We start from the raw sequence: 12,551 nt of genomic DNA on the forward strand, positions 1-12,551 counted from the left end.
GGGATCACCGAAGAATAACTAGCGTTTCTGCTTCGTGCGGGTGTCTGATGTGGTATGGCCGTGACGGTGGAGACCGAGTTGGTGTTGGCGGGGAAGTTTCGGGTGCTGTTTCCGCATTTGGATGAGCGGCAGCGTCGGTTGTTGATGGCTGCCGAGGCTCGCGCGTTGGGGTATGGCGGGATCCGGGCGGTGGCGCGGGCTGCCGGGGTGGCCGAGAACACGGTGGCTCGTGGAGTGTCCGATCTAGACGCTGGCGGTCAGCCGTTGGGTCGCACGCGTCGGCCTGGCGGTGGTCGGAAGCGGCTAGTCGAGTTGGATCCTGAGCTGCGCGCGGCGTTGCTGGCGTTGGTCGAGCCGGACGAGCGGGGCGATCCGATGTCGCCGCTGCGGTGGACGACGAAATCCACCCGCCGACTGGCCGAGGAGTTGACCCGGCAGGGCCACCGCATCGGCGCGGACACTGTCGCTGACCTGCTGCGGGCGGAGGGATTCAGCCTGCAGGCCCCGACCAAGACCATCGAGGGCAAGCGGCACCCGGACCGGGACGCCCAGTTCCGCTACATCAACGACCAGGTCAAGAACTATCAGGACGCTGGAGATCCGGTCATCAGCGTGGACACCAAGAAGAAGGAACTCGTCGGGCAGTTCAGCAACCCGGGCCGGCAGTGGCGGCCCAAGGGCGAACCGGTCGCCACGCGCACGCACGACTTTCCCAGCGACAGCCTGGGCAAGGTCGTGCCCTACGGCGTCTACGATCTGGCCGCTGACGCCGGTTGGGTCAACGTCGGCACCGATCACGACACCGCCGCGTTCGCGGTCGAGTCGATCCGCCGCTGGTGGAACGCGATCGGTCGCGCCGACTACCCGACCGCCGGGCGGCTGCTGATCACCGCGGACGCGGGCGGGTCCAACGGCTACCGCACCCGGGCCTGGAAGACCGAGTTGGCCGCGTTCGCCGCACAGACCGGGCTGCGGGTCACCGTCTGCCACTTCCCACCCGGCACCTCGAAGTGGAACAAGGTCGAGCACCGGCTCTTCAGCCACATCACAATGAACTGGCGCGGCCGGCCCCTGGAAAGCCACGAGGTCGTCGTGCAATCCATCGCCGCCACGACCACCCGCACCGGGCTACGCGTGCACGCCGAACTGGACACCGGCCAGTACCCGACCGGCGTCGAGGTCAGCGACGCCGACATGGCCGCCGTGCCGATCGCCAGACACGCCTTCCACGGCGACTGGAACTACACCCTGCACCCGCAACCAACGATCGGGGACGCCGCCCACCAGCCCGACCGTCCGGCGCCCGACCCAGCCCTGCTATCAGATCCGCTGCTGACCGGACTGTCCACACAGGACCTCCAACAGCTGACCACCGACCTCGACGAGCTGCGCCAAACCCACCGCGACGCCCGACACGAGCAGGCCGCCCGCCTCGCCCAACAGCAAGGCAAACGCACCCACGCGCCAAGGTCCGGCCGGCCACCCCGATTCACCTTGCCCGACCAGGTCTTGGCCACGATCCTGCACCTACGCCTGCAACTGCCTGAGCCGACCCTGGCGGCGATGTTCACCACCAGCCGCCACACCATCCGCCGAGCCATCAACGAAATCCAGCCCTTGCTGAAACTGCACGGAACCACGATCGCACCCATGCCGGAACCGACCACCCTGACCCACCTGTTGCAAACCATTACAGAACAGACAGAGCCTGCGAGTTGATTATCTGCGATCCCTTGGGCGCTGGCCGCGGTGACGAGACGTCTCCTTCTCGTTCTCTCTCACCTCGGAGTTCTCGATGCCTCTGCCGCTCTACCTGCTTGCCACGGCGGTCTTCGCCATGGGCACTTCGGAGTTCATGCTTGCCGGCCTGGTGCCGGACATCGCCACAAGCCTCGACGTGTCGGTCGGGGCCGCCGGGCTTCTGACCTCGGCGTTCGCTGTCGGGATGATCGTCGGCGCGCCGCTGATGGCGGCGCTTGCGCGGCGTCAGCATCCATCGCCGCACGGTCACCAGACATCTGGCTCGACTCGGCCTTGGGCAGCGCAGGTTCATCGATCCGAACGGCGAGAACAACCGCAAGCCGGGTAAGATCATCGCGAGGTGCAACGTCCAGCCCTCCTACACCTAGCCACCGGGACGTCCCATGGGTGCGCGCATGAGGGCGGCCGAGGCGGTGGAAAGGATGAGCGCGGCACCCCAGAAGACGCCGTTCGCGCCGGATCCGGCCGACACCGCGGCGATCGCGGCGGGCAGGGTCGCCTGGGCAACGCGGTTGGCGGTGACCCGCAGACCGAGCGCGGCCCCGCGGGTGCCCGGGGCGGAGACCGCGACGATCCACGACATCGTGAGCGGTTGGGCCAGGCCGAGGCCGGCACCGAGGACGATCATGACCAGCAGGGCGCCGAGGAGGCCGACGAACGTCAGGGTGAGTAGCCCGGCAGCAGCCGCCACCAGCGACCCGGCGAGCAGCACGCGCCGGCCGACCGCGCGCAGCAGCCGTTCGGAGCCGATCCGGGACAGCAGGGTGAAAGCGCCGCGGACGGTCAACAGCAGCCCGACCACCCCGATCGAGATGCCGCGGTCCCGCGCCCAGAGCGGCAGGAACGCGGCGAGCAGGTCGATGGCCGCCAGGACGGTGCCCCCGGCCAGCAGGGCCTGCCACATCCCGCCGGTGCGGAAGATCTGCGCGACCAGCCGGTGGGTCGGCTCCGCCGCGGTCAGCTGGCGGCCCGGGAACGGGTGGCGGCGGACGGCCCACGCCACGACGAAGGCGACGACGGAGAGGATCAGGCCGACAAGCAGGCCGACCACGGCCTCGGACAGGCCCAGCGCCTCGGAGTGGTCGGCGGTGACGGTCGCCAGTGGAGGGCCGGCCATCAGCCCGACCGCGGTCGCGGACGAGAACCGGCCGAACGCGCGGTCCCGCTCGTCCGCTGGCGCGGCGGCGACGACCGACTGCTGGGCGAGCATGCTCAGCAGCTGGCCGAGGCCGAGCGCCGCGGTGGCGGCGTACAGGACCAGGAGCCGGGGCGCGGCGATGGCCAGCGTGCTTCCACCGACCGATACGGCGCTGCCGGCAAGCAGGAACCGCATCGGCCCGCGCCGGTCGATCCCCCTTCCGATCGCGAACGCGAACAACACCGGCAGCAAGGCGAAGGTCGTCGCGAGCAGTCCGATCTCCAGACCGCTCGCGCCGAGGTCGACCGCGCGGTAGGTGAGCATCGGCCGCACCGAGCTGCCGGCGGAGGTCACGAACGCGACCTGGGCGAGCAACGCCCCTCGGGTCACGCGTGCCACAGCCGTCAGCTGGCCTGGCCGAAACAGGTGGCGGTCTGCGGGTCGTACCAGAACATGACCTCGTCGCCCTTGGTCAGGCCGAAGTCGGCGTGGCTCAGCGCCTTGAGTACCGGCCCGCCGGGATCGCCGGCCTCGATCACGTACTCGAACTCCGGGCCGGTGGGGTACCAGTCCCGGATCCTGCCCCGGTTGGCCTCGACCGGCGCTCCCTCGCCGGGCACGCCCAGGCGCAGGGCGGTCGGCCGGATGCTGACCACCGCGGCGGCGCCGGTGGGGAGTGTCCCGGCGGCCCGGCCGGTGAAACGCGCCCCAGCGGCGACGACCGTCACGAGGCCGTCGGCCGCGTCGGCCACCTCGCCGCGGACCAGGTTGGCCGAGCCGAGCAGGGAGGCGACGAACGGCGAGGCCGGCCGGGCCAGCAGTTCGGCGGGGGTGCCGGCCTGCACGAACCGGCCCTCGGCCATGACGATCAGCCGGTCGGACAGGGCCATCGCCTCGGTGCGGTCGTGGGTGACGTACAGGGCTGTGATGCCGAGCTCCCGCTGGGTACGGCGGATGTCCTGCCGTACGGTCTCGCGCAGTTCGGCGTCGAGGTTGCTCAGCGGCTCGTCGAAGAGCAGCAGCTTCGGGTGGTACACCATGGCCCGGGCGAGCGCGACCCGCTGCTGCTGGCCGCCGCTGAGCCGGTCCGGTGAACGGTCGGCCATCGCGCCGAGCCCGACGAGTTCGAGCATCTTCCGCGCCCGTTCGCGTGCCTCCTTGCCGGTGATTTTGCGGGCCCGCAGCGGAAACATGACGTTCTCCAGCGCGGTCATGTGCGGCCAGAGCGCGTACGACTGGAAGACCATGCCGATGTTGCGCCGCTCCGGCGGCAGGTTGATCCCGGCCGTGGCCGACCACACCGCCTGCCCGCCGATCCAGATCTCCCCGCCGGTGGGGGTGTCGATGCCGGCAAGGCAGCGCAGCGTGGTGGTCTTGCCGCAGCCGGAGGCGCCGAGGAGGCTGATCATCTCGCCTTTGGCCACGGTGAGGTCGATGCCGGCCACGCCGGCGCCGCCCGGGTACTGGCGGACCAGGCCCCGCACGACCAGGTCACCTTCCTGGCCGGGCGAGGTCGCCGCGCGCCGGCTGTCCGGGACGGCCTTCGTGCCGGCCGCAACCGCCTGTGTCATCGTCCTGCGCCTTCCCATGAGGAGATCCAATTCGTATCCGCACAACCCGCCGCCGTCGCGGAGGATCACCGTTTGGCCAGCCGAGCGGCCGGCGCCACGAAGGAGTCGTCGACGAGCGCGGTCAGGTCCACGCCGAGCGGTCGGCCCAGTGCCGCCTCCAGGTCGGTCGCCACGCCGCGCAGCGGCGGCAGTGACGGGGTGAGCGTGCGCAGCGCGATGGCGAACAGGCCGTGCACCTCGCGCAGCACGCCCTCGTCGTCGAGCTTGCTGCACGCGGCCAGGTGTGGCAGCGCGGCTTCGATGTCTTCCTGGAAGAGCTTGGCGCCCTTCATCGACCCCGCCAGGAAGCGGACGAGGGTCTCGGGGTTCTCGTCGGCGTAGCGGCGGCTGGTCACGACGGCGCCGCACTGGTACGGCTCCGGGTGGTCGCGGAAGTCGAGCAGGATCGGCAGCCCCATCCGGCGGGCCATCAGCGGCGTCGGGACGGTGAAGCAGATCGCGCTGACCTCGCCGGCGTCGACCGCAGCGAGCAGGGCGGCGCGGTCCGGGTAGTCGGTCTTGAACTCCACATCGGACTTCGGGTCGAGGCCGAGCTTGGTGAGCGCGCGGCTGATCACGACCTGGTTCTGGTCGCCGAGGCCGAACGTGCCGATCGTGGTGCCCTTGAGGTCGGCCGGCGTCTTGATGTGCCGGGCGCCGATCATGCCGAAGACGTTCTCGTCCTCCATGTTCATCACGTTGACCGGGTCGTGGCCGGCCATGGCCTCGTTGAGGATGCAGACGCCGGGGCAGGTGGCGGCGTCGACCTCGCGGCGCAGCGCGCCCTTGAGCGCGTCGCTGGTGCGCGGGTACTCCACCAGCTCGACCTCGACGCCCACCTCGTCGTAGAAGCCGTACTCCTTGGCCAGGGTGAAGACCGCGTTGACGGCGCCGGAGTTGCTGTACGAATGACGGAAGACCGGGGACACTGTCGCTCCTTTGTGGATGGTGGGTTTCAGAAGGTCCGCTTGCGGCGCCACCGCCGGGGGTGGTCGCCGGGAAACACCAGGCCGCTGGCGTCGACGCCGAGGTCGATCAGCGCCTTGGCGAGGGTGATGGAGGTGGAGAGCCCGTCGAGCACGGGTACCTCCCAGCCGATCTCGGCGAGGCGCTTCTGGACGAACGGGCGCAGCCAGAAGGTGCCGGAGCAGCTGAACAGGATGGTGTCGGCGCCGTCTTCCTCGATGGCCTCGACGGCCGCGGCGACCGCTTCCTCGACCGCGGCGGAGGGCTCGCCGCGCAGGGCCTTGCGCTTCTCCTCGTGCAGGTCGCGGCCGGCGGCGTCGTACCTGGGCCGGGAGTGGGGGAAGTTGATGCTGCGGATGGAGGCGCACCGGTCCGCGAACCCGTGCTGCAGCACCAGGTCGTAGATGTGCATGCTGTGGCTCTCGGCCAGGTCGACGAAGCTGAACCGCCGGCCCACCATTGAGGCCACGTGCATCTGGCTGAACGCGGACGAGGTGACCGGGATGCCGTACCGGCGGGCGATCTCGCGGGCCGCCGGGGCGCCGGGTTCGCCGCCGCCCAGCAGTACGATCGCGTTGTACTTCCCGCTTTCGCAGGCCTGCTTGACGATCGCGAGCCGGGCGGCGCCGACGAGCGCGAACTCCTCGCGGTTTTCCACGGCCCAGTCGCCGTACGGCGCGACCGGGCCGGCGAGCAGCTCCCAGTCCACATCGGACAGCAGGTGCGCGACGTCGGCGTGGTTGGGCAGGCTCTCCTGTTTGGTGCGGCCGCCCGCGGCGGCGGGGTGGCCGGAGGCCGCGGAGAGCGTGAACGAGCGGATCAGCGCGAAGCGGTACCTCATACTTGCAGGGCCTCCCGTCGGGCGCCGCCGGAGAGCATGGCGAGCGCGGCGACTACCAGGAACAGCACGATCTGCAGCAGGGTGAACGCGGCGACGACGCCGGTCGGCTGCAGCGCGGAGATGCTCAGCAGCGCGACGGAGAGCGTGCGGTTGCCGCCGGCGTAGAGGAGGTTGGACATCGCGACGTCCCGCATGAGCAGGACGAACAGCAGCAGCCAGCCGCCGACCATCGCCGGGCGCAGCAGCGGCATCACCACCCGGCGCAGGGTCTGGCCGAGGCCGTACCCGGAGACGCGGGAGGCTTCCTCGAGCTCGGGGTGGATGGCGCCGACGGCGGCGTCGACGGTGCGCAGTCCGTACGGGAAGTAGCGGATCGCGAAGCCGATCGCGATGATCCAGATGGTGGCGTAGAGCGGGGTCTGCACGAGCAGGTTGAGCAGGCCGACCGCGATCGTCGAGCCGGGGATGGCAAGCGGCACGGACAGCACCACCTCGACCCAGCGCCCGCCGCGCATCCGCAGCCGGTTGACCGCGTACGTCGCGACGGCCGCGATGATCACCACGAACGTGGCCACGACGACCGCGAGCACCAGGCTGTTCCAGAAGGCGGAGAGCACCGGCAGCGAGTACGAGTTGCCCTCGAAGACGGTCTTGAAGTTGTCGAGCGTGAGCAGGTCGAGGTCGAGCGTGCCGCTCCACCGGCGCTGGAAGGCGGTGAGCGCCAGCGCGGTCATCGGCAGGATGACGGCGATGAAGACCCAGCCGAGGCAGAACGCGAACGCCGGCCACTTGGCCCAGCCGAGCGTCATCCGCTGCGGCGCGGACGCCTTGCCGGACAGCGTGTACCGCGCCCGGGAGCCGGTGATCCGGGACTGTAGCCAGAAGGCCAGCACCGGCACGGTGAGCAGCAGGACGCTGGCCGCGGCGGCGAAGTTGTAGTCGGCCGGGAACTCGCGCTGGATCACCTCCCAGATCCGCATCGGCAGCGGTTCGATCCCGGCCGGGTTGCCAAGCACCAGTGGCACGCCGAGGTCCTCGAAGCCGAGCACGAAGTTGATGATGAAAGCGGAGATGACGCCGCGGCTGACCAGCCGGAGCGTGACCAGCCAACTGGTGCGCAGCCGCCCGGCGCCGCATACCCGTGCGGCCTGCTCCAGCGCCGGGTCCATCTGGCGCAGCGCTCCGGCGACCATGAGGAACGCCAGCGGCGTGTGCGCGATGCCGACGACCAGGATGATGCCGTACTCGGAGTAGATGTTGAGGAACGCGCTGTCGGCAAGTCCCCAGTCGATGGCGAGGCGGTTGACCAGGCCGGTGTTGGGCGAGCCGACGTACTGCCAGCAGACCGCGAGTAGGAACGAGGAGAGGAAGAACGGCACGTAGGAGGCGAGCTCGATGAACCGCCGGCCGGGCACGTCGGTCCGGACGATCAGGAAGGCGAGCACCGTACCGACTACCGTGGCGAAGATCGCGCTGCCCAGGCCGAACTTGAACGACAGGAACGCCGCCTCGTAGATCCGTGGGGTGAACAGGGCGCGGTAGCTGTCCAGGGACCACACGCTGGTCAGCAGGCCGGTCCGCTTGCGGAGGCTTTCGTAGAGGACGGCCAGGAGCGGCACGACGACGGCGGCGGCCATGGCCCAGGTCAAGCCGATGACGATCCACCGGCCGGGCCCTGACTGCCGGAGGCTCCGGCGGCCGCCCCGCGCGGGCTTCGAGGGACCCGCGCTGGGCTTGGGGAGTGCTTCGACACTCATGATTCAGCCGCCGAACATCCCGACGAACTCTTCCCGGGACTTCTCCAGCGTGCCGCGGTCCACAAGGGAGTCTACGGCGATCGCGTGTGCGGCGCTGAGGCTTGCCGGGGCGAACTCGTGCAGTTCGGTCGGCATCCGCACGTCGTCGCGGACCGGTGTGGCGGCCTGGTTTTCCACCATGATCTGGACGGCCTTCTGGCTCAGCACGAAGTCCATGAAGAGCTTGGCGGCCGACGGGTGCGGACTGCCCTGCAGCAGGCCGACACCCCAGCCGTCGAGGACCGCGCCCTCCTTGGGGAACGCGACCGCAAGTGGCACGCCCAGTTCCTTGGAGGTGTTGTGCGCGCTGTGGCTCTGGGTCACGGCGATGGTGAGCTCGCCCTCGGCGACCATCTGGGTGGCCACTGTGGAGTTTCCGACGCCGACGCGCGGCGTGTTCTTGGCCAGGTCCTGGAAGTAGGAGACCGGCAGCACGGACCGCAGGCCGTAGTACATGAACAGCGCCGACTCGCTGGAGGGCACGCCGGGCCAGCTCATCTTGCCCTTGAGTCGGGGGTCGAGCAGGTCGTACCAGCTGTCCACGCCGGCCGGCCAGGTCTTGGGGTTGTACACCGGCAGGTACTGGACCGCGATCGGGGCCGCCCAGTAGCCGGGGTCGATGCTGACGAACTGCTCCTTGCCCTTGTAGGCGGCCAGCTCCGGCGACTCGTACTGGACGAGCATGCCGGCGTCCTTGAGTGTCTTGAAGAACGACGGCGAGCCGTTGAGTCCGACGAAGTCGGTCTTGACCTGCCGGGACTGCACTTCGGACTGGATCCGGGAGGTGACCTGGCCGGTCTGCAGGTTTTCGAAGTTGACCTTCAGGTCGGGCAGCCCGTACAGCGTCTTGAACTCGTTGACCAGCGGGTCCTTCGACTCGGTGATGATCGGGGTGATCCAGTTCAGCTCGCCCTCGGCGCGGGCCTGGGCGATGAGCGTGGCGACGCGGGTGCGCTCGTCGCCATCGAGGGTCTGCAGGATCGGCGCCTGCACGTTCGAGATGTCGACGTCGCCGCCGGCGCCACCGCCGTTGCCGCCGCAGGCGGTGGCGAAGGCCAGGGTCACGGTGCTCAACGTGGCGAGGACGGCGCGGCCCGGCCGTCTCGTTATCGCGGGGGGTGTCATGGCGTGGATGTCCTCCTCTGGACGGTCGGCACCGCACCGGTGCCGGTTGTGAGGTGGGGACGCGCGGTCAGCGAAGCGCCGGGTAGAGCCGCTGCGCTGTCGCGCAAAGGATGTTTCGCCTGGCGTCGGCGGGTACGCCGGCCAGTGCGGTGGTCGCGAGCTCCAGCAGCGTGGGCAGGGACTGGGTGGCGGCGGGGAAGTTGGAACCCCAGGCGATCCGCTCCGATCCGAAGGCGGCCAGGAGCGGGTCGAGGAACCGGCGCGCGTCGCTGGCCACGAGCGGTTCGGTGTTGCGCATCGTCATCTTCAGGAACAGGCGCGGGTACTTGGCGAGCCCGGCCAGCTCGTCGAACGCGGCTCGCTCGGTGCCGGGCGCGATCGACGGGTAGGCCATGTGGTCCAGCACGATCGTCGCGTCCGGGAAGCGTTCCAGGACGTCGACCAGCTGGTCCACTGCGGACAGTCGCATCTGGACGCAGACCGGCGTGCCGGTACGGGATGCGGCCGCCCAGAACGGGTACGTGGTCTCGTGGTTGAGCCAGGCGGCCTGGCCCGGCAGCGTGCTGCCGGTGGTGAACAGGCGCACGCCGGCGACGGCGGGGTGCCGCGCCCATTCCGCGATCCGCTTCTCCGCGCCGGCGGAGAGGGGGTCGACGCAGCAGATGGCGGTGAAGCGGTCCGGGTACCGCTCGGCGCTGTCGATCACGTATCTGTTGTCGTACCCGTAGGCGGTCGAGGCCTGGACGAGGGCGGCCTTGGCGACGCCGGCGGTGTCCATCTCGGACAGTAGTTGCTCGGCGGTGACCGGTCGGGTGCTCGCCCAGCCGGAGACTGTACCGCCGACCGGCGCGAGCGGGTACGCCTCCCGGTCGGCGGAGAGGATGTGCGGGTGGATGTCGATGACGTTCACACCAGGCCTCCGATCACGCCGTCGGGTAGTCGCCGGGCGCGAAGATCGAGTCGAGCGAGGGTGGGACGTCGAGCAGCCGCTGCTCGGTGGCGTAGCGGACGAGCGCGGTGAGCGAGGCGGCGTTCGGCTCGATGCCGTACGGGATGGGGTCCTCCCGCTCCGGGATGGCGGCCGCAGCGGTCTTCTGCCCGATCAGCGTGGCCCGGTCGGCGCCGCCCTCGCGCTTGGCCGCGGCGAACGCCTGGTACAGCTCGGTGGGCAGGTCGGGATGCTCCTTGGTCAGATCCTCGCGCAGGGTGATGACGGCGTGGATGGGGTAGACGCCGGTCCGGCGGTACCAGTCCCGTTCGAGGGGCTCCGGCGTGCCGAACAGCGAGTAGGACGGCTCGTCGGCCGCGGCCGCCGCCTTCCAGCCCTCCCGGGGCGCGCCGGTGCGCCCGACACCCGCGTTGCCGGTGAGTGCGGCGTCGATCTGCCCGGCACGGAGCATGCCCTGCAGGCTCTCGCCGGCCGGCGCGGGCCGCACGTTCGGCGGTGCCGCGTACCCGGGCACGTGCTCCTCGTCGTCGGTGATCCACTCGATGCGGTCCGGCTGGACGTCGAAGTCGTCGGAGAGCAGGCCGCGGACCCAGACGCCGGTGGTCACCGAGTACGCCCGGACCCCCACCTTGCGGCCGAGCAGGTCCTGCGGCACCCGGATCCCCGACGACGGGTGGCACAGGATCGCGCCGTGGTGGAACTGGCGCTTGGTGAAGACCGGGATCGCCACGATCGGGATGCCGGCGGCGCGGGCCATCAGGTACGTGGTCGGTGCGAGCTCGGCGATGTCGAACGCGAGGTGGCGGACCATCTCCCGGTACGCCTTGATGATCGGCTCGGTGCGGACGAACTCGAGCCGACCGCTGGCCAGGCCGACGACACCGTCGGCGAGCGCTCGGGTGTGCGGGTAGGGCGTGAAGGTGGCCCGGAACGATCGCACCGATTCCTCCCCTGGGCTTGAGCAACGAGTAAACGATTGTTAGACACTGGTTGCCCTGATTGTCAAGCGATCTGCGAAACCTCTTTGACACAAGCCAGCAATTCGCAGCACGACATCGCTGCTCATTGCGACTAACGGTGTTCGACCTGTGAGCGATCTGGATCACACCTGGGCGCAGAAGTGCTTGACAATCTCACGCCTGCTGTCTGACGATCGCCAACATCCGCTGAACGTGTCAGGAGGTTCGTATGCCCCACGACAGCTCGATCGTCCGTTCTGCGACGACGTTCGGACCGATGCAGACCGACTGGGAGCCACGGGTCGACATGGACCGGCTGCGGACCGAGCGCCTCTCCCGCACCCGGGCGGCCATGGCCGACGCCGGGGTCGACTTCCTGATCGAGCTGCGGGCCGAAAACGCGCGGTATAGCACCGGCATCAAGCGGCTCTACTGGCCGACCATCCAGCTCGGCGGCGGCCCGCTCGTCGTCCTGGCCGCCGAGGGCGACGCCGCGGTCTGGATCATCGACCCGGACTACGCCGCGCGTAACATCCCGTGGATCCCGGACGACCGCTTCCACACCCCGTACCAGATGGACATCGAGAAGGACGTCAACTCCTTCGTCGACGACCTGCTCCACTACTTCGGCTCGGCGATCGAAACCGCCCGGATCGGCGTCGACATCTGGTCCCCGGCGATGCACGATGTGCTCTGCGCCCGGCTGCCGAAGGCCCGGTGGGTCAACGGGCAGGAACTGATGATCAACGCGCGGCGGATCAAGACCGCCGACGAGATCAAATGCCTCAAGATGGCGTACGCGATCTCCGAGGCCGGCATGCAGGCGGCGGTCGACATCCTGCGCCCCGGCGTCCGCGAGTGCGAGCTCGTCGGCGAGTGCTTCCGCGCGATGTGGGCGCTCGGCACCGAGACCACGCAGTGCTCCGAGGTGGTCAACTCCGGTCCCGGCGCGCACCCGTACCGGCGCTTCCACACCGACCGCATCGTCCAGCACGGCGACCTGGTCAACATGGACTTCGGCGGCTGCTTCTCCGGCTACTTCGGCGACTTCTGCCGTGCCTTCGTCTGCGGCGGCAAGCCCACCCAGGCACAGGTCGACCTGCTCAAGCGGGCGTACGACCTGCAGATGGAGCAGCTGGGCGCGCTCGGCCCGGGCGTCTCCCCCGCCGAGATCTGCGCCAAGCTGGGCCGCCGCACGCTCGGCCACGGCATCGGCATCTCCGCCTTCGAGGGCCCGCACCTGCGCGCGATCGACGACTACGAGCTGCTGCCCGGCATGACCTTCTCGGTGACCAGCCCGCCGCTCGGCGAGGACGGCGTGGGCGGGGTACACCTGGAGGACGAGATCGTGATCACCGAGACCGGCATCGACCTCTACTCCACCTACCCGTACACGCTGAGCTGAC

The 12,551-nt window shown here is 69.8% G+C and carries 10 protein-coding genes and 1 pseudogene; 3 read left to right on the top strand and 8 right to left on the bottom strand.

Annotated elements, in window-relative coordinates:
- Positions 1–54: 54 nt before the first annotated feature.
- A complete protein-coding gene (locus RB614_RS08755; RefSeq protein ID WP_308711885.1) occupies positions 55–1,719 on the top strand; it encodes an ISAzo13 family transposase in 1,665 nt (554 codons plus the stop codon).
- Positions 1,720–1,795: 76 nt separating this feature from the next.
- Positions 1,796–1,984 (top strand): annotated as a pseudogene (locus RB614_RS08760) (Cmx/CmrA family chloramphenicol efflux MFS transporter); the annotation flags it as partial.
- Between the two features lie 141 nt (positions 1,985–2,125).
- Here the strand turns inward: RB614_RS08760 and RB614_RS08770 are convergent.
- From RB614_RS08770 to RB614_RS08805, 8 genes are all read right to left on the bottom strand, one after another.
- Positions 2,126–3,298, bottom strand: a complete 1,173-nt coding sequence (locus RB614_RS08770; protein WP_308711886.1) for an MFS transporter — start codon at positions 3,296–3,298, stop codon at positions 2,126–2,128.
- Between the two features lie 5 nt (positions 3,299–3,303).
- Positions 3,304–4,470, bottom strand: a complete 1,167-nt coding sequence (locus RB614_RS08775) for an ABC transporter ATP-binding protein (protein ID WP_308711887.1) — start codon at positions 4,468–4,470, stop codon at positions 3,304–3,306.
- A 65-nt stretch (positions 4,471–4,535) separates the two neighbouring features.
- A complete protein-coding gene (locus tag RB614_RS08780; RefSeq protein ID WP_308711888.1) occupies positions 4,536–5,438 on the bottom strand; it encodes an ABC transporter substrate-binding protein in 903 nt (300 codons plus the stop codon).
- A 26-nt stretch (positions 5,439–5,464) separates the two neighbouring features.
- Positions 5,465–6,316, bottom strand: a complete 852-nt coding sequence (locus RB614_RS08785; protein ID WP_308711889.1) for an aspartate/glutamate racemase family protein — start codon at positions 6,314–6,316, stop codon at positions 5,465–5,467.
- The gene (locus RB614_RS08790; RefSeq protein WP_308711890.1) at positions 6,313–7,965 is read right to left on the bottom strand and encodes an ABC transporter permease; all 1,653 of its coding nucleotides are present in this window, start codon (positions 7,963–7,965) and stop codon (positions 6,313–6,315) included. The genes RB614_RS08785 and RB614_RS08790 overlap by 4 nt, the downstream gene beginning before the upstream one ends.
- 111 nt (positions 7,966–8,076) lie before the next feature.
- A complete protein-coding gene (locus RB614_RS08795) occupies positions 8,077–9,177 on the bottom strand; it encodes an ABC transporter substrate-binding protein (protein ID WP_308712124.1) in 1,101 nt (366 codons plus the stop codon).
- Positions 9,178–9,304: 127 nt separating this feature from the next.
- Positions 9,305–10,147, bottom strand: a complete 843-nt coding sequence (locus RB614_RS08800; protein ID WP_308711891.1) for an amidohydrolase family protein — start codon at positions 10,145–10,147, stop codon at positions 9,305–9,307.
- Between the two features lie 13 nt (positions 10,148–10,160).
- Entirely contained in the window at positions 10,161–11,126 is a 966-nt protein-coding gene (locus RB614_RS08805; protein WP_308711892.1) for an ABC transporter substrate-binding protein, read from the bottom strand.
- A 248-nt stretch (positions 11,127–11,374) separates the two neighbouring features.
- On the opposite strand from RB614_RS08805, the gene RB614_RS08810 reads away from it, so the two are divergent.
- A complete protein-coding gene (locus RB614_RS08810; protein WP_308711893.1) occupies positions 11,375–12,550 on the top strand; it encodes a M24 family metallopeptidase in 1,176 nt (391 codons plus the stop codon).
- The last annotated feature ends 1 nt before the right edge of the window (position 12,551 follow it).

Source organism: Phytohabitans maris, from assembly GCF_031085175.1.
Taxonomy (GTDB): domain Bacteria; phylum Actinomycetota; class Actinomycetes; order Mycobacteriales; family Micromonosporaceae; genus Phytohabitans; species Phytohabitans maris.